The organism is Nocardia sp. NBC_01499, assembly GCF_045040275.1.
Lineage (GTDB): Bacteria > Actinomycetota > Actinomycetes > Mycobacteriales > Mycobacteriaceae > Nocardia.
Window position 1 is genome coordinate 7,807,148 of the sequence record NZ_CP109426.1, and the last position, 23,633, is coordinate 7,830,780.

The 23,633-nt window shown below is 65.5% G+C and carries 22 protein-coding genes and 2 pseudogenes; 11 read left to right on the top strand and 13 right to left on the bottom strand.

All coding sequences use genetic code 11. The features are described from left to right. Positions 1–684 precede the first annotated feature (684 nt). A complete protein-coding gene (locus OG203_RS35735) occupies positions 685–2,304 on the top strand; it encodes an asparagine synthase-related protein (RefSeq protein ID WP_405161618.1) in 1,620 nt (539 codons plus the stop codon). A 398-nt stretch (positions 2,305–2,702) separates the two neighbouring features. Beyond that, positions 2,703–3,221, top strand: a complete 519-nt coding sequence (locus tag OG203_RS35740; protein WP_405161619.1) for a macro domain-containing protein — start codon at positions 2,703–2,705, stop codon at positions 3,219–3,221. Positions 3,222–3,296: 75 nt separating this feature from the next. On the opposite strand, the gene OG203_RS35745 is transcribed toward OG203_RS35740, so the two are convergent. Next, positions 3,297–3,815 carry a hypothetical protein gene (locus OG203_RS35745; RefSeq protein ID WP_405161620.1) on the bottom strand — a complete coding sequence of 173 codons (519 nt, stop codon included), beginning with the start codon at positions 3,813–3,815 and terminating at the stop codon, positions 3,297–3,299. Positions 3,816–3,880: 65 nt separating this feature from the next. Here OG203_RS35745 and OG203_RS35750 point away from each other — a divergent pair, with 65 nt between their 5' ends. Further along, positions 3,881–4,567: a TetR/AcrR family transcriptional regulator gene (locus OG203_RS35750; protein WP_405161621.1), complete on the top strand. Its 687-nt coding sequence runs from the start codon at positions 3,881–3,883 to the stop codon at positions 4,565–4,567. Positions 4,568–4,686: 119 nt separating this feature from the next. Here OG203_RS35750 and OG203_RS35755 read toward each other — a convergent pair whose 3' ends face one another. After that, positions 4,687–4,914, bottom strand: coding sequence for a hypothetical protein (locus OG203_RS35755; RefSeq protein ID WP_405161622.1), 228 nt, complete (start codon positions 4,912–4,914; stop codon positions 4,687–4,689). Positions 4,915–5,067: 153 nt separating this feature from the next. Here OG203_RS35755 and OG203_RS35760 point away from each other — a divergent pair, with 153 nt between their 5' ends. Then, positions 5,068–5,901, top strand: a complete 834-nt coding sequence (locus OG203_RS35760) for a class I SAM-dependent methyltransferase (protein WP_405161623.1) — start codon at positions 5,068–5,070, stop codon at positions 5,899–5,901. A 76-nt stretch (positions 5,902–5,977) separates the two neighbouring features. On the opposite strand, the gene OG203_RS35765 is transcribed toward OG203_RS35760, so the two are convergent. Further along, positions 5,978–6,859 (bottom strand): ATP-grasp domain-containing protein, encoded by an 882-nt coding sequence (locus tag OG203_RS35765; protein WP_405161624.1) that lies wholly within the window; start codon positions 6,857–6,859, stop codon positions 5,978–5,980. A gap of 804 nt (positions 6,860–7,663) precedes the next feature. On the opposite strand from OG203_RS35765, the gene OG203_RS35770 reads away from it, so the two are divergent. After that, the gene (locus tag OG203_RS35770; protein ID WP_405161625.1) at positions 7,664–9,010 is read left to right on the top strand and encodes a helix-turn-helix domain-containing protein; all 1,347 of its coding nucleotides are present in this window, start codon (positions 7,664–7,666) and stop codon (positions 9,008–9,010) included. A gap of 42 nt (positions 9,011–9,052) precedes the next feature. On the opposite strand, the gene OG203_RS35775 is transcribed toward OG203_RS35770, so the two are convergent. Beyond that, complete coding sequence (locus OG203_RS35775) at positions 9,053–9,871, bottom strand: AraC family transcriptional regulator (protein WP_405161626.1); 819 nt, start codon at positions 9,869–9,871, stop codon at positions 9,053–9,055. A 50-nt stretch (positions 9,872–9,921) separates the two neighbouring features. Here OG203_RS35775 and OG203_RS35780 point away from each other — a divergent pair, with 50 nt between their 5' ends. Beyond that, positions 9,922–10,341 (top strand): DUF2000 family protein, encoded by a 420-nt coding sequence (locus tag OG203_RS35780; protein ID WP_405161627.1) that lies wholly within the window; start codon positions 9,922–9,924, stop codon positions 10,339–10,341. A 42-nt stretch (positions 10,342–10,383) separates the two neighbouring features. Here OG203_RS35780 and OG203_RS35785 read toward each other — a convergent pair whose 3' ends face one another. Then, positions 10,384–11,523, bottom strand: coding sequence for an FAD-dependent monooxygenase (locus tag OG203_RS35785; RefSeq protein ID WP_405161628.1), 1,140 nt, complete (start codon positions 11,521–11,523; stop codon positions 10,384–10,386). A 175-nt stretch (positions 11,524–11,698) separates the two neighbouring features. On the opposite strand from OG203_RS35785, the pseudogene OG203_RS35790 reads away from it, so the two are divergent. Next, positions 11,699–11,997 (top strand): annotated as a pseudogene (locus OG203_RS35790) (cytochrome P450); the annotation flags it as partial. A gap of 131 nt (positions 11,998–12,128) precedes the next feature. Here OG203_RS35790 and OG203_RS35795 read toward each other — a convergent pair. The 5 genes from OG203_RS35795 to OG203_RS35815 form a co-directional block, all read right to left on the bottom strand. Beyond that, entirely contained in the window at positions 12,129–12,929 is an 801-nt protein-coding gene (locus tag OG203_RS35795; RefSeq protein WP_405161629.1) for an LLM class flavin-dependent oxidoreductase, read from the bottom strand. Positions 12,930–13,026: 97 nt separating this feature from the next. Then, entirely contained in the window at positions 13,027–13,779 is a 753-nt protein-coding gene (locus OG203_RS35800; protein ID WP_405161630.1) for a phosphotransferase family protein, read from the bottom strand. 171 nt (positions 13,780–13,950) lie between these two features. Beyond that, the gene (locus OG203_RS35805; RefSeq protein WP_405161631.1) at positions 13,951–14,394 is read right to left on the bottom strand and encodes an SRPBCC family protein; all 444 of its coding nucleotides are present in this window, start codon (positions 14,392–14,394) and stop codon (positions 13,951–13,953) included. Beyond that, the gene (locus tag OG203_RS35810) at positions 14,395–14,877 is read right to left on the bottom strand and encodes an SRPBCC family protein (protein WP_405161632.1); all 483 of its coding nucleotides are present in this window, start codon (positions 14,875–14,877) and stop codon (positions 14,395–14,397) included. Beyond that, positions 14,874–15,197 (bottom strand): ArsR/SmtB family transcription factor, encoded by a 324-nt coding sequence (locus OG203_RS35815; RefSeq protein ID WP_405161633.1) that lies wholly within the window; start codon positions 15,195–15,197, stop codon positions 14,874–14,876. The genes OG203_RS35810 and OG203_RS35815 overlap by 4 nt, the downstream gene beginning before the upstream one ends. A 96-nt stretch (positions 15,198–15,293) precedes the next feature. Between OG203_RS35815 and OG203_RS35820 the strand changes: the two genes are divergently transcribed. Then, positions 15,294–16,265 carry a magnesium transporter CorA family protein gene (locus OG203_RS35820; RefSeq protein ID WP_405161634.1) on the top strand — a complete coding sequence of 324 codons (972 nt, stop codon included), beginning with the start codon at positions 15,294–15,296 and terminating at the stop codon, positions 16,263–16,265. Between the two features lie 237 nt (positions 16,266–16,502). On the opposite strand, the gene OG203_RS35825 is transcribed toward OG203_RS35820, so the two are convergent. Further along, on the bottom strand, positions 16,503–17,234 hold the full coding sequence (locus tag OG203_RS35825) for a sensor domain-containing protein (RefSeq protein ID WP_405161635.1): 732 nt from the start codon (positions 17,232–17,234) through the stop codon (positions 16,503–16,505). 1,081 nt (positions 17,235–18,315) lie between these two features. Here OG203_RS35825 and istA point away from each other — a divergent pair. The 3 genes from istA to OG203_RS35840 all read left to right on the top strand — a co-directional run bounded on the left by istA (position 18,316) and on the right by OG203_RS35840 (position 21,855). After that, positions 18,316–19,788: an IS21 family transposase gene (gene istA, locus OG203_RS35830; RefSeq protein ID WP_405167889.1), complete on the top strand. Its 1,473-nt coding sequence runs from the start codon at positions 18,316–18,318 to the stop codon at positions 19,786–19,788. Then, a complete protein-coding gene (gene istB, locus OG203_RS35835) occupies positions 19,785–20,558 on the top strand; it encodes an IS21-like element helper ATPase IstB (protein ID WP_405160819.1) in 774 nt (257 codons plus the stop codon). Before istA ends, istB begins: the two co-directional genes overlap by 4 nt. Positions 20,559–20,961: 403 nt before the next feature. Continuing rightward, positions 20,962–21,855, top strand: coding sequence for a hypothetical protein (locus OG203_RS35840; RefSeq protein ID WP_405161636.1), 894 nt, complete (start codon positions 20,962–20,964; stop codon positions 21,853–21,855). Between the two features lie 265 nt (positions 21,856–22,120). Here the strand turns inward: OG203_RS35840 and OG203_RS35845 are convergent, their stop codons facing one another. Beyond that, positions 22,121–22,942 carry an alpha/beta fold hydrolase gene (locus OG203_RS35845; protein ID WP_405161637.1) on the bottom strand — a complete coding sequence of 274 codons (822 nt, stop codon included), beginning with the start codon at positions 22,940–22,942 and terminating at the stop codon, positions 22,121–22,123. Between the two features lie 173 nt (positions 22,943–23,115). Next, positions 23,116–23,517, bottom strand: a pseudogene (locus OG203_RS35850) (hypothetical protein); the annotation flags it as partial. Between the last annotated feature and the right edge of the window lie 116 nt (positions 23,518–23,633).

Genomic DNA, 23,633 nt, shown 5'->3' on the forward strand with positions numbered 1-23,633 from the left:
CTGCGGTTTCAAGCTGAACGTCCGACCTGCTTCGCCCGCATCGACGCGGTTGGCGTCGTCCGCCTCACTGTTCGCTTTCGAAACATCCGAAACCCGTTCTGACCAGCTGTTCTCGCGCGGAACATGACCGCACTGCTTGCCCGCTCGCCGACCGTCGATGACCCTGGTATTCGGTGTGCGCAGCCAGGGGGAGAGGCAGCCACGGACGTCTGAACCAGCGAACCGAGGTGTGTGCCGAACTCACGTCGCCCGGAGGGGAGCCGATGTGGGGGAGGCCGCGCGGCGTTGCCTCGGTTTGGCTGGGATGTCGGTGGCGTTGTCCGGCGAGCCGACCACGCGACGGGCGGATGAGCGAGTGTTGGCGAAGCGGGGGTGCTTTGGTGAACTCTCGGATGCGCCGGTGTCGCGGGGATTGACAGGCTGCCTCGTATTTCAAGATCATCTTCTTGGTTGCCTCGGCGGGTGTTTTGTCCGGGTTGTGGTCCCGCTGTCTGCGCGTGAAGTTGAGGGGGAGAGCTGTGCCGCGGGCCAGCTCCATCACATCCGAACGGCAGGCTGCCATGAAGCCGCGTCCGCCAGCCGCGGCGCGGTTGCGGGGCCCGGGGACGCCGCTCGCACGGTGTAGTGCGATTCGACCGAGGCTTCCTGGTCCTGATCGAACCGTGATGAATAAGGGGGTAGGCGATGTGTGGAATTGTCGCGATAATCGGCGGATTTCAGCTACACAACATCGACCGGATGATGGGCGCGATCGCCCATCGGGGCGAGGACAGTTACGGCACCGCCGAGATCGGACAGCGGTGCGCGCTCGGGATGCATCGCTTGAGCATCATCGGGGCAGCGAGTGGGGAACAGCCGTTGCGAAGCAGCGACGGTTCGGTCCATCTGGTGTGCAACGGGGAAATCTACAACCACGCGGCGATTCGTTCCCAGCTGGCGGATGACTACGAGTTCCAGACCGAGTCCGATGCGGAGGCTGTCCTGGCGCTCTACCGGCAGTTCGGCGCGGATGCTGTCGAGTACCTGGATGGCATGTTCGCCTTCGTTCTCTACGATGCGGAGCGCGACACATTCCTTGCCGCTCGTGACCGCTACGGCATCAAACCGCTCTACTACCTCACCGACGGTGCGAGTTGGTACTTCGCCTCGGAGGCAAAGGCTTTCCTCGGCTGCGGCCTGCCGATCGATCGGGTTCGCGCCGTTCCGCCGGGTGCGCTGGTCACCGCTGACGGTGTCCGGCAGTGGTATTCGCTCGACGCACACCGGCGTACGAGCGTCGCCGACCCGGCGTTGCTGCGCGCACTGCTCGAGACATCGGTGCACAAGCATCTGGCCGTTGACCCGGGGATCAAGATCGGCACCTACCTTTCGGGCGGGATCGATTCCAGCATCATCACGGCCTTGGCCGCCCGGCACCGCCCGGACCTGATCGCCTTCACCGTCGGGATGGAGGGTTCCCCGGATGTGGCGGCCGCACGTCAGGTCGCCGAGCACCTCGGGATCGAGCACGTGGTGTGCGCGTTCGACCTGGACCAGGTCGAGGAGCTGCTATCGGAGGCCGTCTACCAGACCGAGTCCTACAGCCAGCTGGTTCTCGAAGGGCTGATGAGCATGCTGCTTGCGCGCGAGGTCAAGGCCCGCGGGGTGAAAGTCGTGCTCTGCGGAGAGGGAGCCGACGAGATCTTCGCAGGCTACGGCGACTTCCGGCGCCAACCGCGCCGCGTGCTCCCGACCTTGCTGCGCAACGCGATCGCGAACATCGGTGACACGGACTGCCGCAGGCTCGACCTGGCCACCATGGCGCATTCCCTCGAAGCCAGGGTGCCCTTCCTCGATCCGGCGATCGTCGAATACGGCACCAACCTCCCACCCGAATGGCTGCTGCGGCCCGTTGACGGCCGGGTCGTGGAGAAATGGCTGCTGCGCAAAGCATGCGAAGACCTGCTCCCCACCGAGATCGTCTGGCGGATCAAGCTCGCATTCGACCACGGCAGCGGCATCCTGCACCTACTCGGCACCGTCGACGACCAGATCACCGACGCCGAACTCGCACACGCCAAGGCCCAATACCCGGCAGCCGGGATCGCCAGCAAGATCGGCCTGTACCTGTTCCGGATCTGGCGAGGCCATTTCGGCGAGCTCGGCGGTGACGATATGTTCACACTCTTCGGCCACTACCCGACCCTCCAGGCCGTGCTGGACGCCCGTACTCGCGACAGCTGGGGAACAGGCGAATCGGCCGACGATCTCGTGCTCCTGGAGGCTAGCGCCCCAGTCCCCGTGAACAGCCTGAATCCGGCATGAGCGGTCACGTGCGCCGCGCCATGGCTCGAATCCGGTGACAAGGCAATGTAATTCGAGGAGAGGATCAGAGGTTTCCGAATGGGCGCCGTAGATTTCGGCTGAACACGGCGCCCATGATCGACTCGTGGCTCCTGCGGGTAGCTGTGCGCTTCTACCGTGCAGGAACCGGCGGGCCAATCGCGCAGGATCTGTTCGATGACGAACATGTCGGCGTTGCGGATGGCGGGCGGCAGGCAGGGTTCAGGTTATGGTCTGCCGCGCGTTCGTCGATCAATCACGATGGGCACCTGCGGATTCCGGCTGGGCGGTGCCCATTCGGCAGGTGCCGACCGGATGTCAGCCCTCCGCTGTGGGAGAAACATGCGCGGCTGAGCGTTGGCCGGTGCCACGATGAGAATGTGACCTTGATAGAGGTAGTGCTCGGTGACATCACCGAGGAGATCGTGGACGCCATTGTCACCGCGGCGAACGAGTCGCTGCTCGGCGGTGGCGGTGTCGACTGGGCGGTTCACCAGGCGGCCGGGCCGCGACTGGCCGAGGCGGGTGCCGCGATCGCGCCGTGTCTGCCGGGCGACGCGATGGCGACACCGGCCTTCGACCTCGACCCGCCGGTCAAGCACGTGATCCACACCGTTGGGCCGGTGTGGGACGGCGGGGCCTACGGTGAGGCCGACACCTTGGCGTCGTGCTATCGGCGTTGCCTCCAGGTGGCCGATGAACTGCGGGTCCGAAGCATTGCGTTTCCGGCCGTCGCCACCGGGGTCTACGGGTTTCCGCCCGCTTCGGCCGCTCGGATCGCCGTCGCGACGATCCGCTCCACGCGGACCAACGTTTCCCTGATCCGCCTGGTTGCCTTCGACCAGGAAACCCACGACCTGCTTGTCGAAGCAACCCGACTGGACGATCTGCCTGCGTAAGAGTATCCGAAATGATCTCGGCCCCTTGACCTTCCGGGAGCCGCTCGGCGATTCGGGCCACGCGGTCGCCGCCGATCATGGGCGCTCGCCAGGCCATGGATTCGAGTTGGGGTTTCCGTTGCACACCAACGGAACTCGATTGTCATGGGTATTGATGTCCGCCACGAGCTGGCCATAGCCTTCCTGGGCTTCGCCGAGGTGGCGCCAGGCCGCACGCTGTACCTGTTCGTCGGCGGGGTGCAGGATCGTCCATCGTGCCTGGACGTATGTTCCGGCGACGTGGCTGAGGACTTCGCCGAGGGAGTGGGTTTCCTTGCGCGCGTCTGGGTTTCGAGGCATGTGCACCGCGGCCCACGAATCGATCGCGGCGATTATCCGCGCGATCTCGGCGCGTACGGCAGCCGTATCGACGTCGATCGGGCGCGGCACCTGGTCGGCTTGCTCCGACATCCGAGCCGCGTGCAGACCAGCTAGTTCACGCGCCCACCCGACCAGTGGCGCCGCCGAGTCGAGATGACCGGATATCGCGGCTAATAGCGCCTCCGGCGACAGCACCGCCGCCGATTCCGCATCCTCGGGATCGTGATGGCACATGCCTCCCCCAAATTCATAACAGTGTTATGCCCGTACGATAACGTCGTTATGGAGCAGAGGCAATAGTGACCGAGGAATCGGACCAGTCGGCGCAGAGCAGGCGTGCCCAACTGATCGAGGCGAGCATCCAGTTACTGGAGGAGGTGGGGCCGGAAGCGTTGCGTGCGCGCACGGTCGCCACCAAAATCGGCGCGTCCACGATGGCCGTGTACTCACACTTCGGTGGCATGAACGAACTGTTGGAGGCGGTCGCGGCGGAGGCATTCACCCGCTTCGGCGCCGTATTGGCGGTCCCCGACACCGACGATCCGGTCGCCGACTTCTTCGTCGCGGGCGATGCGTACTGCACCTACGCACTGGACAATCCGCAGCGCTACCGGCTGATGTTCGGCCTGGTCTCCCCGCAGACCACGCGCCCGGCGGCACGTAGTCTCAGCGCCCCACGTGCGCCCGTCGAAACCGCAGCCGACACAACAGCTTTCAATCAGATGATGCACGTTGTCGAGCGGATGGTCGCCGCGGGTCGCATCCGTGCGGACCCGATCGCCGATATCGCGGGACGGCTGTGGAGTTTGGTACACGGCGTGGTGCTACTCGAAATGACCGGCTATCTCGGACAAGAGGGTCACGCCGTCACCAACGTCCTCGGTCCAGCCACTATGGACTTACTTGTCGGCATGGGTGACGAGCGCGCCCGCCTCGAACAGTCGAGGGTCCGTGCGGCCGAACGACTTGCCGCAGGCGCCTCGTAGCCTGGCTCTCACAGGCGTGGGCCGTAAGCGAGTCACCGGGGGGAGAGCTGTCATTGCATCCTGCGCGGCAGCGGCGACCGGGCAACTCGCAGCGCGGGAAGGTGTTCGGCGCTGATGACTCAGCGGACGGCAGGTGCGGAGGTGGTGTCCGCGAATCCGGCGGTCGGGATATGTGGGGGTTGGCAATCGGCGGTGGGGGATTGGGCGGACAGTGTCTGCAGGAGGCAGCCGACATCGATCAGCGAACCGAGCGATGAGCTGCCCGTTCCCGCCTGAGCCGCCGGAGCCGCAATGAAAAGTGAGGCAGCGCAGAGCAATCCGCCTGCGATGAGTTGGCGAGTGATCATGGTGGAATAATCGCCGAACGAGATGGGTGCGTTGCACGCACAGCTGCCCCCAATTCATTGGTGCTCCTACCCCCGGATAGTCGCGTGCGTCGCTGCTCTGCTGGTTGGTCGTCACGACATCGACTGCCGTTGATCGCCTTCTATGCTGACCCGGTGCAGGGAAACGGGTGGGCATGGGATGCGTCGCTGTACCGCGGTAGTGCCACGTATTACGCGCGAGGTCGGATGCCCTATCCCAAGGCGCTCGCCGAGGCCATGACCGGCGAGCTTTGCCTCGATGGCTCCGGTCGCCTGCTCGACATCGGATGCGGTCCAGGTTCCCTGACCCTGTTGCTGGCCAACGTGTTCGAGCAGGTCATCGGACTCGACGCCGACGCCGACATGATCCACGAAGCCAATCGGCTCGCTACCAAGGCCGCAATACCCAACGCCAGGTGGGTGTGTATGCGCGCCGAGGACCTCCCCGCCGGACTCGGCAGCTTCAAGGTGATCACCTTCGCCCAGTCTTTTCACTGGATGGATCGGTCGAAAGTCGCTGCGGCGGTGCACGATATGCTGGATACCGGCGGTGTTTGCGTCCACGTGCACGCTACGACAAATCGAGGGATCGCAGGCGCGGTCGCGACTCCGCACCCCACACCACCGCATTCGGCGATCGACGAATTGGTGCGCACGTACCTCGGTCCGACGCGACGCGCGGGCGCGGGCCTGCTTCCCAACGGCACAGCATCAGGTGAGGACGCGATCTACCGTGCTGCGGGGTTCACCCGAAAACGCCGACTCGAGGTACCAGGCAGCAGTGTCACGCGTGTGGCCGATGACGTTGTCGCAGCGGTCTTCTCGCTGTCCAGCTCGGCACCACACCTGTTCGGCGACCGCCGAGCCGGGTTCGAGACCGAGCTTCGCCAGCTTTTACACAACGCCAGCCCGAGTGGAATGTTCAGCGAACACACCCGCGAGATCGCCGTCGACATCTGGCAGCGATAAACACGGGCTCACGGGCTCATACCGACCGCGCTGACCATCCGCGCGAGTCGCAGGGCGGGCGGCCCGGAAGTGAGACCTAGTGGTGTGGGGCACCGAGCAGTGCGTTGACAACGAGGTCGGGTTCGATGTCTGTGGGCAGGTCGGAGACCTGGCCGTCGCCGACTTCGATTACCCGCCAGACACCGTCGTTGCGCAGCGCGAGGTCTGTCGTGACGAAGCGTGCACCCAGCTGTTTCACGCGATCGGCGATGCTGCCCAAGGCTGGGGCGGGGTGCTGGCCGGGGGTGTCGGGGTGCGCGCCGACAAGGAACGGCGTTCCGTCCAGCCACCACACCCTGGCCTCCGCGGCCCTGCGCCCATCGGCGGTGAATGCCTCGAAGGCTCGTAGCACGATCCCACCGGCCAGATACGAGCCTTGTTCGGCGATGAAGGCGGCGACGACCTGGTGCAGGCGCGCGGTGTCGGCGAGATCCGGGATGTAGCAGGCGGTATCCCACGCGTGTTTGGCTGATTTGACGTAGTCCTTGACGATGCCAGGCCCGGCACCGAGCGCGGCGGCCAGCGCCGAGAGCGTCGCGGCCTCCGGTACCCGGCCCGGCGAGCTGGCCTGCCAGCGGCTTGCCGGAGTCAGCGGCGCGAACGTCGGGTACCAGCCGGGCAATTCGTGCGCAGCCCGGTAGGACGCCGGATCGACGATCAGCGGTGTGCCGCGGGCCGCGAGAGCGCCAGCGAGCGCCGCGTACGCGGTCGAAGGAATCATCCAGCCGCGATACCAGGCCGGTCCGCGATCGCGTGGCACGGTCCGCACCGCCGCACCGGCATCACCGGCCAGCAGCAAATCGTGGTCGATCAGCCCGATGTCCGCACCGAATGCCCGGGCAGCGGCTGTCTCGGCAGCGAAATGCGGATCGGTACGCCGCTGGTCGAGCGGATCCATACACGAGAGCAGGATGGGCATCGAATCATCATCCTTCGTCGCCTACTCCGGACCAACCGCATTTCTCCTACAGCGGTCACACGAATCCCTATCGGCTACCTGAAATCTCGCCCCAGATGAGAACGGACATCATGCCGCGACATACACGAAGGCGGCAGCCCTCCGACCGAGCAACCATCAGTATCCGCACATTGGCATCTGCGTGCGTTCGTCTGGCAACCTCCGAGATAGCGTACTGGACAAGCGATCACGGGGAACTGAGGTAACTCCCCTCTCGACCGATGCCACCCTCAGTTCCCCGTGATCATCCGACCAGTAACAGTCGGCGGCGTGCGGCGAGCGGGCGCAGCCGCACGCAACCGTCCTCTCGCCGTTATGGAGACTGGATGGAGAAGCCACGAAGACCTGCTTGCGGCCACCTCGGCGCAGATATTCACATCCGCCGAAGCGGTAACTCGCGAAAGTTACTGCTGCACATAAGGTTATGCCCGGACGGCCGCGCGGTACGCGGCAGGCGCGGACGTGAGCGAGATCGCCCACCGCCCACCGCCCACCGCCCACCGCCCAGCGGTTTCGGCTGACTGAACTTGCGGGTCGCGGCCATACGGGATATCCGTGGGGTCACGTGCGCGCCGATGCATCGGTTGCGAACGGACTGACCGGGCTCGACACCTGGTTGGTGATCGTGTTGCACGTTCTGCTTGAAATGCGTCGCGGCCTGATCGTCGTCCATCGGGCCTGGCGGTAGCGTCGCGTAGGCGTGACGACAGGGGTGAGTACCGCAATCTTGGTCGGCCCCGTGAGCCTGCTGGGGAGGTCAGCGTAATGGGGGACAGTCGGCACAACAGTTCCTGTGGACGCCGCCTGGCGCGAAATGTCATGGCGGCGGGTGGTTTTGCGGACGACGCGGCGTTTGCCGTACATCGGCACTGTGCGGTGTCGCTGCTGCGCGCGCATCGCATCGCCCGCGGACACACGCTGGTCGAAGCGGTCGAACTGCTGAAGAAGATTCTGCGATCCCGTGGAGCGCCATCCGAAGGCCTTGCGCACCAGCAACTCTCGCGGTGGGAAAACGGCCGAGACGTGCCGACACCGCGCTATCTCGATGCCTTGTGCGCTTTGTACCGCACCAGACCAGACCGGCTCGGATTCGGAAACGACTACTCCGACGTCGATCGGCGAGTGCTTACGAACCCCACGACGATCGGCGCGGAACCCGCCCTGTTATCGGTGCCCGAGTTGCCGATCAGCCGTACCGGCATTCCCGACCGCGGTGCCACGGCGTATCTCGACCTCCTCGAAGAACTCACCGAGGCAGCCGGATACGTGCTGTACACCGCCGCGCCGACAGAGTTCATCCCGGCACGTATGGCGGATCTGGCGCGCATCAAGGCGGGCTTGATGTCGGTGCGGTCACCGAGTATCCAGCGGCGGCTGTACCGCGTGTTCGCCAAGAACGCCGGGTTCATCGGCATCCGGATCATCGATGTTGGGAGCCTGGATGATTCACTCGAGTGGTTCGGTATTGCTAGCCGCGCCAGCCGCTTGGCAGGTGACATTGGTGTGGAGGCGTGGATCGTCGGACATGTCTGCACATCATGCGGCTGGTACGGCCGGTTCCTCGACTCCAGCCTCGCCGCCGCGCGCATGGCCCAGTCGGCCGGAGGTGGTCGTCCGAACGCTGCGGCCGTATTCGGCTACCTGGCCGAGGCCGGTGTCCAGGCTCGGATGGCCTGCCGCAGAGAGACTTTGGCAGCCATCCGCACGGCCGATCGGATGTTCGCCGCACTTCCCGAGGCTGAGACAGTAGCCGATGGATGCCACATCACCGAGTACTTTCTGCGCTGGCATCAATCCGCCGCCTTGACCGCGATCGGCGCACGAACCGATGCCGATGTGCTCCGGACACGAGCCCTCGAGTTGCCGTTCAGTCGACAAGACCGGGTCGGTGAGGCAGCTCTGTATTTAGATGAGGCCGCCTCGAAAGTTGAGGAAGGAGAATTGGATTGGGGTTGTCGGATAATCGCTGAGGTGTGGGGGCGTACACCGTTGGAGTATCGAGTCGGTCAGATTCCACGCCGTGCCTTGCAGATTCTCGACGGCGTCAAGTCGACCGATGCCGCCAGTGCCGAGGTTCACGCGGTACGGGATCTGTTGCGGCGTCCGGTGTAGGGGCCGAACAGTTTCCCGCATCGCGGCGGAACGCTTAGTGTGTTACTGGTGCGCCCGGTCGTCGGCGCTGTGTGCGTATAGCCCGGGCGTCGTGCCGAGAATGCGTTTGAAGTGCCTGATCAGGTGTGGTTGGTCGTGAAAGCCGGTGGTGGCGGCCACATCTCGCGCGGGCATGCCGGCTAGTAGCAGCGGGCGGGCAAGGTCAACGCGGCGGGAGATCAGGTACTGGTGTGGTGGCATCCCGAACTCGCGGCTGAATGCGCGAATGAGGTGGGTGGAATCGGCGTGCAATACGGCCGCGGCCTCGGTGAGGGAAATGCCTTCGGTGGTTCGGGAATCGAGCAGTTCTCGCAGGCGGTGGGCAAACCCGGGATCGGCGTGCCGAGTCGGTGGATCGGTGCCGCGCAGCAGGTCGCGCAGCCGGTCGTGGATGAGCGTGAGGCGGCTGGCGGCCTCGAATTCCTCGCCGGGATGGGTGAGTGCGGTGTGCAGTTGGCGGATGCGTCGGTGCAGTAGTGGGTCGGTGAAGGTGGGGGTGTCGACGGCGCGACCGATCATCGCCTCGGAGAGATGGGCATCGTCGAGGTACAGCACCCGCTTGCGGAACCCGTGTGCGGTCGCAGCCTGGCCGTTGTGTGGAACATGCGGCGGAAGCAGCGAGACCACGGAACCGAGGGCGCCGTGTTCGTGCCGGTCGAGGTCGTAGCGGACGGCCCCGTCGTCGACGATCAGCAGCGTCCAGGAATCGTGGGCGTGCATCGGGTAGACGTGCCCGATGAAACGGGCATGGAAGACTTCGACGATCCCCGGCACCCGCGGCTGCCACGCTCTGATCTGCTCGACCGTGCCGTCGGCAACCATGTCAGGATCGTACAAGCCTCGGCGGGCCGGCTGGCGGCAGAGTCATCGGCATGGAGAACGTACGTTTCGACACCAAGATCGCGGTACTGCTGCGCGAGGACTTACAGACCTGGCAGCGGTTGAATGTGACGGCATTTCTGGTCAGCGGTCTCGGCACGGCACAACCGGAGGTGATGGGGGAACCGTACGAGGACGCGGACGCAACGATCTACCTGCCGATGTTCCGGCAGCCGGTGCTCGTCTTCGAGGGCGGCAAAGAGGTGCTGCGCGGTGCGCACAGCAAGGCATTGGCGCGGGGACTGCGGACGGCGGTCTTCACCTCCGACCTGTTCACCACCGGAAACGACCAGGACAACCGGGCCGCGGTGCGGGCGGTCGGCACCGACGACCTGGACCTTGTCGGCATCGCCGTGTACGGACCGCGCAACGTCGTTGACAAGGTACTCAAAGGTTCACGAATGCATCCGTGAACCGCGGAGCCCGACCTGTGTGTCGGTCTGTGGGGATGGCACCTACGGCATGGCCAACGAGGTGATCGGCGGTCCGGCCACGGCTCCGGAGTCCGGCACCCCCGCGTAGTCGGGCAGCTCGACGCCGTTGATCGCACGCTCGATCAGGTCGGTGAACCATTCGGTGTCGAAATCGATGCTCGGTTCGGCGTCCGCCCCGGGAACGTCGCGGCTGCGCGCATGCAACCGGCCGATCTCCTGGTTGGCCTCGACGAACGAGCGCATCCGCCGCTCGTAACCGGCGAACCCGGCTTCCGGGTCCCACCCCGCGGCGGCCAGCTCTCCGGCCAGCAGGTAGGCACCGACCAAGGCCAGCCCGGTGCCCTGCCCGGACAGCGGCGACGAGCTGAACGCCGCGTCCCCGAGCAGCCCTACCCGTCCGCTCGACCAGCTGTCCATCACCACTTGAGCGACCTGGTCGAGGTAGAAGTCCGGGGTGTCGTCCAGGTGCGCGAGGATGTCCGGGGTCAACCAGCCGAAGCCGGCCATCCGCTCGCGCAGCAGACGCTTCTGCGCCTCGACGTCGCGGTAGTCGACGTCGAGGTCGGCCGAGGGGAAGGAGAACATGGCCATCGCCCGGGTGGCGTCCTGGATGGGCCGCAGACCGGCGGAGCGCCCGGACTCCTGGTAGTCGATCAGCCAGCGGTCCAGCCCGAACTCGTTGGGCACACTGTAGAAGGCCAGCACCTGCCCGAGATGGCGGACGAACCGCTCGTGCGGCCCGAAGACCATCGCGCGCAGCGCCGAGTGCAGGCCGTCCGCCCCGACCACCAGGTCGAAGCGACGCCGGTCGCCGCAGGCGAAGACCACGTCGACCCCGTCCGCGTCCTGGGTGAGCTCGGCGATCCGGTCGCCGAAGAGGTACTCGACACCTTCTCGGGTGTCGTCGTAGAGCACCTGGGACAGGTCACCGCGCAGGATCTCGATCTCCGAGATGTACCCATCGCCGCCGTCGTCGGCGGCGTGGAAGGTCTCCAGCACGTTCCCGTTCACGTCAACGGTGTGCGCGCCAGCGGTCTCGGTGCAGGCCGCGCGCACCGCCGCGTCCAGCCCCATCCGCCGGATGACCTCCTTGGTCACCCCGCGCGCGTCCACCGCCTGACCACCGGGACGCAGCTCGGGTGCCCGCTCCACCACGGTCACCTAGGCCCCCCGCCTGCACAGCCAGTGCGCCAGCGCGGGCCCCGCGATGCTCGCCCCTGCCACCAACACTCTGATACCACTCACTTATGCCTCCTGCTTACCCGTCCGGATCGTTTGCGCTGACCCACCGCTGTCGATGCATCCAGAGGTATGGACGACGGATCCACACAAAACTCATCGGTGCGGTGCGATCACCCACCGCGACCACCTGCTCGCACTGCTCATGGCGGCCCGCGACCCGGAGACCGCTATACCGATGCCGAAATCCGTGACGAGCTCATGACATTCATCGGCGCCGGGATGGAAACCACAGCTACCGCGCTCACCTGGACGTGGAAACTGCTCGCCGAACACCCCGATGTCCGCGCCCGCCTGCACGCCGAGCTCGACGGCGTGCTCGCCGGCCGCATCCCCACCGCCGACGACGTGGACTCCCTACCGTGGACGAAAGCCGTTGTCGCCAAGTCGATCCGGCCGCAGTTCTCTTTCACCGGTGGTCCAGATGGCCCCCTCCCGATGCATGCGAGCAACCGGGCCGTCGATCGCGACAGGGGCCGGACGCTCCGCCACTGAGGTTGCGAATCGCCAACGGTGGTCGTTGCCAACTACCGTCCGGCGAGCTCGGCGACGACCGGAGCGAACCGTTCGGCGAAGTCGGCGCCGAAGACGAAGTAGGAGAAGCCGATCTCCTCCCGGCGCCGCTGGATTTCCTCGGCGGCGGCGGCCGGGTCGTCCGGAAGTATGGCCAGCGAGTCCACCGCGCGAAGTGCGGCAGGGTCGGTGTCGGGGGGTGCCATGAACGGTGCGACAGTGTCGCCGATAACCGGCACCCCGAGCGCGAGCTCGACGTCGGCACGGAACTCGCGTGCCAGTCGCGTGACTTCGACCCGAGACTCATTCGGCATCTGTGCGAAGGTGACCGTGTCCGCGACGTCCGCCGCCAGCGCCTGGGCCTTCGGGCCGCGCACGGCCATCGCCACAGGTGTGCGCAGGTCGGGGCCATCGAGATCGCGCAGCGCCTTGACGGTCTCACGTATCTGGGCCAGCCGCTTGTTCGGCGGGATGATGGGCAGTCCCTTTTCGCGGAGCTCGTCCTCCATTCCTGGCCTGCCGGTGCCGATGCCCATCTCGAAGCGTCCGCCGGTGAGCACCGACAGCGAGTGCGCTTCCCACGCCGTCATCCATGCCGGTCGTAGCGGGGAGGCATACACCCAGGTGCCAACGCGCAGTTCGGTAATGGCCGCGGCGGTGGCCAGCGTGGGGCCAGGCGCCGGTTGCCATTGCGCGACGTCGGGCATCAGCAGCGTCGAGTAGCCGCTGTCGGCGATGCGGCGCACCCGGTCCAGCCAGGTCGGCAGGTCGGTTCTGATCGGGGCGACAACCCCGAATCGAAACGGTCTCGTCATGCCTGAATTCCTCTCTGCGGTCGGCGAGATCACTTGCCGGCCCATGATCATCTCCGTCGGTACATCCAGAGATATTGACGACCGATCCACCCGAAACTCATCGGCGCGCCAGGGATCTCAGCACGTCGACCTCGCAGCCTGGCGCGGTCGGGTCGAAGCCGTGCTCGGCCAGCCAGCGGACGCCGAGCAGGCTTCGCAACGACCACCACCCGCGGATCACGTCGAGGTCGACGTCGGTGCCGTAGCCCGCGACGACGTCGCCGAGGTGCTCCGCGTGTCCGAGCGTCAAGGTGGCGAGGTCGTACATGGCATCACCCTTGGCCGCCTCGGACCAGTCGATCACGCCGGTGATCTCGTCACCGTCGACGAACACGTGGCTGAGCTGCAGGTCGCCGTGCGTGAACACCGGTGTCCACGGCCGCAGCGCCGCCTCGGCGACCCGGCGGTTGCGCGTGATCACGTCGCTGGGCAGAACGCCGTTCCTGACGAGCCACGCGCATTCGCCGTCCAGCTCCGATGTGAGCTCATCGAGGCTGCGCCCGGGCCATGGCGGCAGTGGCGCGTCGTGCAGCATCCGTGCGGCGGCACCCGCCGCTACCCACGCCGCCGATGACGCGGTCGACGGCTCGCCGAGGCGGCCGAGTGCCGTGCCGGGGAGGGCGCCGAGCGCGAGCACGGGCGGCTTGCGCCACAGCACCTCCGGAGTCGGGATCGGCGCCATAGCCATCGCCTCGACCTCGACGTCGGTGCGCGCCTGATGAGCGTCGACCTTCAGGAACACGTCACCGACGCGCAAGGTCGCGCGCTCGTGATGGGCGACAACAACTTCGACTTCTGCCACGGCGGCCATTATCGCGAGGATGACCACCACCGTCGCCAGGTTTATCGCGTGCAAGTGACAGGTCGGGCTTCCTGCCAGCGACGCTGGAACCAACCTCGACAACCACCAGGATTGACCTCAGCCGATCAACCAGCGGCGATCATCTACAACGGTTCCTGCCGTCTCAGTAGGTTTGCTGACCTACTCCGTGCCCTCTAACCGCTGCTTCAACTTGGCGAGGTTGGCTGGCATCTCCTTGCGCGCTTCGCGGCGGACAACGAGTGGGACCAGAAGCTTGCCGATGCCGTGGCCTTCGAAGTCGATCGCGATAGTGAGACGTGACCGGCTGTCGGTGAGTGGTTCGACGGTGACGTCCACGACGGCCCGGATCGGTCCGTCGGTACCGCGCACACCCCAGGTTTTAGGCGGGTCGATGTGCGTGAGTTCGGAGGTGACCGGCCGGTTGGCCATGCCGATGCGTCGCGTGGTCAGGCATCGCGTCCCTACGCTCGGAGTGCCCGTTGCGTCCATGCGGCCGTCGATGACACCTTGTTGCCATTCGGAGAACCGGGTGGGATCGGTGGCGTAGGCGAACACCTCGTTCGCCGAGCGGTCCACCTCGGTACTGGTGATGAGCGGTGGCATTTAGCGGGCCTCGGTGAACAGGCTGGCGTAGCGGTCCAGGTACAGCGGCCATCCCGCGTCGCCGTTGACACCGTCGGTGACGGCTTCCCAGCCTGGGCCGTGCCGTTCGATGTTGCGGTGCTCGAGCTCCACTCGCGTGCGCTGCGGGGTCTCGGCGATGAAGCGGACCTCGACTTCGCTGGTGTTGTCCGGTTCGGTCTCGATCTGCCATTGCGGGCCGATGTCCCAGCTGAACACCACCCGGTCCGGCGGCTCGTAGGCGAGGATGCGCGCCCAACGGCACTCGCTGCCGTCGACGCCACGGTCGTAGATGTGTCCGCCGACCCGTGGCTCGAAGACGGTTTCGGCGATCGCCGCCCCGAGCAGGTTGTGCTCCGGCGGTTTGAAATCGCCGAACCGTTCGGTGAATACGGCGAAGGCTCGGTCGAGCGGTGCCTCGACGACGGTCTGCTTGCGGACCACCGCGGCCGGTGCGTGGGTCATGAACTCTCCTCTGTCGGTTCTTCGACGACGTCCTCATAGCCAGCCAGCGCTCGGTTCCAGAATGTGTCGAGTTGGTCGCGTAATGCGGCCACACCAGCCGGGTTGAGCCGATAGATACGGCGGGTGCCAGCCATCCGATCGGTGACCAGCCCCGCATCCTTGAGCACCTTCAAATGCTGGGACACCGCAGGCCTGCTGACCGGCAACTCGTCAGCCAGTTCGCCAACGGCCCGTGGCCGCTCGGCCAGACACGCGACGATCGCACGCCTGGTGCGATCGCCCAGCGCATCCCATCCATCACCCTCTTGGTTAGTGCCCACGAACGGTAAGTATTCACTTACGGAAGGCGTCGGTCAAGAGCGCCCGCACCTTTGCCTCGCACGTGATCTAAGGACTGCCGACTAGCGTCTGCTGGTATGGCGCGTACCCGTCTTTACCGCAACGGTGTTCTGGAATCGGAGAACTTCCCGGTGGCGGAGATCTCGGACTATCTGGTCGATACGACCGCGACGGTCTGGCTGGACATGTGCTCCCCGAGTGCGCAGGACCTGGCGAGGATCGGCGAGGAGCTGAGTCTGCATCGGCTTGCCGTGGAGGACGCGGTGAATGAGCATCAACGACCCAAGCTCGATCGCTATGACACCCACGCGTTCCTGACGGCGTACACGGTGCGGCTCGACGCCGCCAGCGGGGTATTGGAGAAATCAGAGCTGGCCGCGTTCATCACCGAGCGGGCACTGGTCACCGTGCGCAAAAGTGAGAACTTCGATATCGATGAGGTGGTGCGACGGTGGGACGCCGCCGCTGAACTCGCCAAAAGCGGGGTGGGGTTCCTGGTGCACGGGTTGCTCGACTATGTCGTTGACAGCCATTTCGAGGCGGTGCAGTCGTTGGACGAGCAGATCGAAGCGCTCGAGGATCTCGTCTTCGCCGACCGTGCCGACTATCGGGAATTGCAGCGGCGTTCACTGCGCCTGCGTAAGAGCCTGGTCACCTTGCGCCGGGTGGTGCTGCCGATGCGGGAATTGGCGAATGCGCTGATGCGCCCCGACCTGCACGTCGTCGACGACACGATGATGCCTTACTACCAGGATGTCTACGATCACATCCTGCGTGCCGCCGAATGGACCGAATCCCTGCGTGATCTGGTCACGACCATCCGCGAGACACAGCTGACGCTGCAGGGCAATCGGCTCAACTCGATCATGAAGAAGGTCACCAGCTGGGCAGCGATCATCGCGGTGCCCACCGCGATCACCGGCTTCTACGGACAGAACGTGCCCTATCCCGGATTCCAACAAGCCTGGGGATTCTGGGTATCCACGATGGCCATCATCGTCATCTCCGGCACCCTTTACGTGCTGTTCAAGAAACGCGACTGGCTCTGATCGCAACGTCGACCAGCATCTTCTTGCCGGTCGGTTGGTGATTGATGCTGTATTCGAGCTGAGCAGCCGCGGGCGGTAGGTGCAGCGCGGGGATGTTGGCGTTGTGCGAGTCGCTCGCCGTCGGAGCCTTCGGCGATCACGATCTCGAAGGCCGCGTCGGTGGCTCATGTCGGCGATTGCCGACGGTAGCGCGTGAACGGTGCTGGGACATGTCGTCGTCGTGGGCCATACCTTTCGTTATGCCCCCAGGTTGGTGCTCTGTGAAGGAGACACGACCACCGCCTTCGAGCGCAGCGCGGTCGATTCCACGGAGACGGCCGCCGCCCGGCTGGTGGTCGGATCCTGAATACGTCCCTGAATGACGGCGAGCCGGGTGAGCAGCGTCTGCGCGAAGGCGGCCTGCAGGGCGGCGCTGCCCCGCTGGACGGTGTACACGGTGAGCAGCGCTACGGCACCGACGATCGTGTTGAAAACTGTCCGGTTGTGGGCGGTGTCCGCGCCCATGATCGTCTCGACGACGATGTCGTGGCTGTCGCCATAGGGAATGAATCTGCCCCAAAACCAGTACGTCAATCCACCCAGTGTCATTGCCCACCACACAGTCGGCAGCACGAACGTGATGATCGCGATCGGTAGGTTGACGACTGCGTACAACAGATCCAGCCAGCTCTGCGCCTGCCCGATCGGTGCGGTGATCCGACGGAACCACCCCGCCCCCTCCGGTGCCTGGGCGTACCGAGGCCGTGGCGCCGCCCTGCCCGTCAACTGTAGAAGGCGTACGCGCTCGATGTCGGCGAAACCGCGCGCGAGCAGCAGCGTCAGCGCGAGCAGTGGAATCCCGATGAAGATCACCACTGTGCCGATGCTCGCGGCGAAGAGGGACACAAGGAGGCTGAAACTGACCAATGCGAGGGGCAATCCCAAGAATGTGTATGCGAAGTCGAGGCCCAAGCGCCGGATGATCGTCACGAAGACAACGCTAAGACCACACCCAGCGAGACCTCATCCAACCCCGGTAGGGGATCGGGCTACCACCAGGGAGGGACGGCAATTGCCACTACTCGCTGCGAGACCGCGCGATATGCGGCATGGTGGCGCATTCCGCAGGAATACCAATCGGCACGGCCGGTTGAACTTCCGCCGGGCCGCGCTGGCCGGTTCTGCCAGCGCGATCAGGCCGGGTAGGCCGGGCGCATTACTGCGCCCGGCCCCTCGGAACGGGACGTGCACATTACTGTGCGTCCGGCTCGAGCAAGCCCGTGGAGGTCAGGTGCTGTCGTCGCCGTACGCGTCTTGACTGTCCGCCAATCCTGTAGCGGGGCAATCGAAGACGTTGCCCTCTGGTCCGTTCACCGGGTATCCGGCGTCTAACTCACTACGCACCAGCGGAGGGGCCAGTGACTACCGTGATGGTTTCCCGTTGCCTTTCGGCTACTGGCATTGGTTTCTCGGGCCATCCCAAACCCGCTCGGGGAGTTCAGCTTTCCTCACGGTCGGCCTACCCGGCACCAGCTTTCGATGCCTGGACCCCGTCGGGGTTACCACGTTCCACACGCGCGAGATACGACCGGGGAGGGTGCCTTCTCTATCCCGGGGACGGCGGTGCTCTCCCGGTCGAGTGCCGTCCCCGACCGGCGCCTGCCGCCTTGCAACGGCCAGTGCCTACCCCCCTGCCAACTGCTATCCATCGAGCAGGGTCCCGCATTACGAGACATCAACGAAGGTTCACGCGATTCACCCCTCCGGTCTGCCCCTGACCCGTGACCCCCGGATGGAACGAGAACTTTTCGGTGTTTCCCTGAGCTTCGCACCCTGCCGTTACCAGCAACGCACGTCAGAGCTGCCAGCGGACGCCGGATAATCCGGGTGGATGGACATATGGGTCCGGGCTGGCGGACATGATTTCTCCGGATGGGCGGACGTCTGGGTCTCCGGGACACGCCTGAGTAAATGCGAAACGGGATCTCTTCGGGCGGGTTGGCTGAGTGGTGTGTGATCGCTCGCCAACTGCGTCGAAGGGATCCCGTTGACCAAGTCTGACAGGGAGATCATGGAGATTCTGGAAGCGTTCGATTTGACACGCTGCGCGCATTCGGCGGCAGCGTTGTCGGGGGTGGATGAGAAGACGGTGGCCCGGTATGTCGCGATCCGCGACGCGGGCCGCGATCCGCTGGTGAAACTGCCGCGGCCGAAGTCGATCGACCCGTTCGTGGGCAAGATCGAGGAGTGGGTCGACAAGTCCCAGGGCAAGGTGCGCGCTGATGTGGTGCATCAACGACTGCAGGCGATGGGGTTCACCGGCACCGACCGCTCGACGCGCCGCGCGGTCGCCGAGGCGAAGACGGCGTGGAAGGCCGGCCACCGCAGAAAATATCGGCCGTGGCTGCCCGAGCCGGGCATGTGGCTGCAATTCGACTGGGGTGAGGGCCCGAAGGTGGCTGGTCGGCGGACCCAGTTGTTCTGCGCCTGGCTGGCGTGGTCACGATATCGGGTGGTGATCCCGTCGTGGGATCAAACCCTGGGTTCGCTGGTGCTGGGCATTGATGTGACGTTGCGCCGGATCGGTGGCGCCCCAACGTATTTGCTCACCGACAACCCGAGAACGGTGACGGTGGACCGGATCGCAGGGCTGCCGGTGCGGCATCCGGAAATGGTCGCGGCCGGAAGGCATTACGGCTGCAAGGTGGAAACATGCGAGCCCTTCGATCCGGAGTCCAAGGGCGGCGCGGAACACACGGTGAAGATCGCGAAAGCCGATCTGGTGCCGACCACGGCGAATCTGCTGCCCGAGTATTCCTCGTTCACCGAGCTGGCGGATGCGTGCTGGGCGTGGTGTGAACGCATCAACGCCCGCCCGCATCGCGAGACCGGTGTCGCGCCGATCGCTCGCCTGGGGATCGAGCGTCAGCATCTGCATGTGCTGCCGGGCGAACCGCATGCGATCGCTCTGGGTGAGGAACGCCTCGTCGGTGACGACCAGACTGTTCGATGGGGGTCGGTGCGGTATTCGACCCCGGACGGGCACCAGGGCGCCAAGGTGTGGTGCCGCGTCGCCGGTGAGGAGTTGGTCATCACCGCCCGAACCCCGCACGGGCTGGCCGAGATTGCCCGCCACCAGCTTTCGACGCCCGGTAATCCGCGCATCCTCGACGAGCACTATCCCCATCACGCGGGCGGGGATCTACCGCGGGTGCGGAAATTGCGGCCTCGGACGGTTGAGGAGATCGCGTTTCTCGACCTCGGTGAAGGCGCCCGCCGCTGGCTCACCGAAGCCTCGGCCACCGGGGTGTCGCGGATCCGGGCGAAGATGACCCGGGCTCTCGAGCTCGCCGCTATCACCGGGGCCGATGCGGTCGACGAAGCTCTCGGTGCCGCTGCGGTCGCCGGACGGTTCGACGACGGCGACACCGCCGCCATCCTCGATCACCTCGCCAAGTTCTCCAGCCTCGCCGACGTCGTGCGCGCCGACGAGGCGCATTCGGTCCAACCCGGGACCGCGGGCTGGGGGAGGTTCGGAGCATGAGCCACCCGAAAGCCCCGGCGCTGCCCGACGAACTGGAAGCGATCTGCCGCCGGATGCGGCTGCCGTATCTGCGCAAGGCCGCACCCGATGTCCTGGCCACCGCCCGCGCCCAACGCTGGGACCCCGCAGAGGTAGTTCGGGTACTACTCAACGAGGAGGTCACCGGACGCAACTCCGCCACCCGCCGCCAACGCCGCAAACGCGCGAATTTCCCCACTGGCAAGACGTTTTCGTCGTGGCTGCCGGAGGAGTCAACGATCTCCGAAGCAACGCAGAATGCGCTTTCCACTCTGGAATGGGTTGGGCGACATGAGAATTTAGCTGTCGCTGGCCCCTCCGGCACGGGCAAGAGTCACTTCGTCGAAGCCCTCGCGCATTCGGCGATCGAGAAAGATCTGCGGGTGTCGTGGTTCACCCTCGAATCCCTGGCCACCATGATCGGCAAGGCCAAGGTCGACGGCTCGATCGCTCGCGCGGTTGCCCGCATCTGCTCTTGCGATCTGATCGTGGTTGATGACATTGGCATGTTGCCGGTTGGCGCTGACGCCGCCGAAGCGTTCTACCGTGTCATCGACGCCGCCTACGAGCGGCGTTCTATCGCGGTGACCAGCAATATCCACCCCAGCGGATTCGATTCGATCATGCCCAAAACTTTGGCCACCGCGACCGTCGATCGGCTCCTGCATCATGCGCACCTGGTGCTGACGAAAGGTGATTCCCACCGGCTGGCCGAAGCATTCGCCGGCAAGGGGGTGACGCCACTGACCTGACCTGATTCAGCCGGAGAACTGATGTCCACCGGCCCGAAGATCTGCTGTCCACCCAACCGGACCCGTCAAGTCCACCCGCCCGGAGGTCCCGCTGCCCGTTGACAAGAGAGCGGGGCCGGGCATCGAGCACGAGCCCGGAACTCACACAGCCGAAACCACGTTCGGCCCTCCTATCTGCGAGTTCACTCGCATCGTGTGACCTCGTGTCGCAACGGCAGTAGCGGACGTTCCAGAGGTGTTGGTGGCCAGCCGAACAACAAGCCCGGCGACCGCCCGTACTCCCCGTGTTCATCGAGACGGGCCGGAATATGACAAGGTCGTCAGGCGGCGAATGCTAGGCCGAGTTCGATCGAGTTTGGTTGACTGGAAACGTATTTGGGTGCCGGGTTGAGGGAGGCATGCGATGAATGACAGGACAGGCGATGTGGTCATCTCAGGTCAGAAGACGATGACGCCCTTCGATGACATCTACGACCAGCCCGATCCTCGCGCCTACTTCCGAGCGCTCGAGGCTTACGAGTACCGCACGCCCCATCACGCCCAGAGGATCTTCCGGCGCACGGTTGCCGCCCGCACCAGGGCCAGAATCGCTCGAGGTGCGAACCCGAGGGCGGTGCTCGACATCTGTTGCTCCTACGGTATCAACGCCGCCCTGCTCAACTACAACCTCACGTTGGATGATTTGTATGCGCACTACCTTTGCCCGCAGGCAGCCGAGCTCACGACCGCTGAGCTGATCGAATGGGACCGGACCTTCTATGCGGCACATAGACGACCTGATGCAGTTCCGGCTTTCGGACTCGACATCGCCGCCAACGCCATCACCTACGCACGCACTGTCGGACTCCTGGACGAGGGCTTTACCGAGAATCTCGAGACCGCGCCGCCCACCGCGGCGCTGCTGGACGCCGCACGCCGCACGTGGCTGATCACCATCACCGGCGGTGCCAGCTTCCTGTCTGCCCGCACCTTCCGGCCACTACTGGCCCATACCGAAGAGACGGTGTGGGTTGCCGCGTTCGTACTGCGCACCGGCTCCTACGAGCACATCGCCGAATGCCTGGCCGAGGCCGGTCTGATCACCGAAAGAGTCGCCTCGCCGACCTTCCCGCAACGCCGTTTCACCAGCGTCCACGAGCGCCGGTACGCCATCGACGCAGTGACCTCGACTGGCGAGGCCCCTCAGGGGAAGGAGTCCGACGGCTATTTCCACACCGCCCTCCACCTGTCCCGTCCTGCGGTCGACACCAGCACGCATCCCGTCTCGGAACTGGTGGCCGAAGCTGAGCCGTTCTAGACGGGTGTCCTCGAATCGTTTGCGGCCTCCCGCAACGACACCGGCTCCAGCAGGGCGTCGGAACAAGTTGCGGCCGTGGCTATTTCGATCCGCTGCACAATCCGGACATCGGCATTTCCGTGCGTTCGGACGCAGATCAGGTTGACCTATCAGGCCGAGGTCGCCAATGAAAATCCCGGACAGCGCCGTGAGCATGTTTGGCGAACAGTATTCAGGGTGAGACCGAGAACGGTCAGCACGTGGAGGCAGGCCGCGGGTGCACAGGTCAGGTGAGAAGGTGGGCGAGCAGACGGGCGGGAGCGTCTTCTTGTAGCAGGTGTCCGGCATCCTCGATCCAATACAGCGGTGCCTGCGGGAGGTGCTCGTGCAGCCAGTGGCCGTACTCCGGGGGCAGGATCTTGTCTTGCCGACCCCACAGCAACTGGACCGGAATGTCGATTCCCGAGAGCAGCGCCTCGAACGGTTCGGTGTCGGCTTGGGCCAGCTGTCGGTATTGGCGGTAGTAGGCGGCCTGCCCCGATGGACCGAGCCAGGGTTGCAGGAAGGTCTCCAGTACCCCGGGCCGGAACCCGGCGTGGGTCGCGTTGCGCAGATGCGCGGAAACCAGGGCCTCATGGGCGTATCCGGGCAGCTGCTCGAACACCTCGTGGTGGGTACGCATCAGCGCGAACAACCCCCGCTCCCAAGGGCCGCCGCTGACACAGTCGAACAGGGTCAGATCGCGGAAGCGGGCGCCCTCTAGCAGCAGCGCACGCAACACCACCGCACCGCCGATATCGTTGGCCACCACGGCCGGGGCCGACTCGGCGGTGTCGAGTTCCCAGTAGCGCAGCAACCCGGCGAACCGGCGGGCCTGCGCGGCCAGTGTCAGGTCCTGGCCCTCGGCCTGCTCGGAATAGCCGTAGCCGAGCTGGTCGAACACGTAGACGGTGTACCGCTCGGCCAAGGCGGGAGCGATCTCCCGCCACAGGAATGAGGAGTAGGGCGTGCCGTGGACCAGCACTATCGCCCGCTCGCCGTTTCCGAGCTTGGCCCAGCGCACCGCGCCCCCGTCGACCTCCACCGATTCCGGCAGCTCCCACGTCATGACCGCCACCTTTCGCCGCTCACCTATCCCGGGTTCGATCACTTCCTCTTCCGGCACCACCACCCTATCCACGGTGTCCCCCGCGCTCCCATCGACGCAAATCTGTCCAAGGTGCCATGGGTCCGGATCGCTCGCTCATCGGAGCTATGTGAGCGCGTTGAAACGGCCCGAGTTCACTTGGGCCGTTGACTTCTGCGGGGTGCTGTCGACCGCGCCGAAACGCGCGGGTCGCGGCAGATGTGTACGTTCCTCAACGCGCGGGTCGCAGCTAGTGCGTTACGGAGCGTCTTACGGTGATGAGCGGATGTTCGGTCCTCGAACGCGCTGCGGCATTCACGTACTGCGGTGATCAGATCCATCCGCAGCCGCGCACGTTCCTCGGCCGCGAGCGCCTCGCCGGGCGGTGTGGCGTCGACAGCGGCGGCGATGGCGAGCATGCGGCGCTGGGCTGTATCGATCTTGTGTGCGGCGGCGGCGATGTTGTGCCGGGCACCGGGGGAGTCGGCCAGCGTGGCGTGGGCAGGGTTGGGAGACGACCGTGTCGCGAGGACAGTGGCCATCACGTCGAGGGCGCCGCGCGCCGCACCCTACAGCGGTGCGAACAGGCCCACCGCGATCGCGATGTTGGACAGTGCGGCAGCGATCCGAGATCCTGCCCCATGGACGAAGTCCACTCGCGACAATCCCTAGC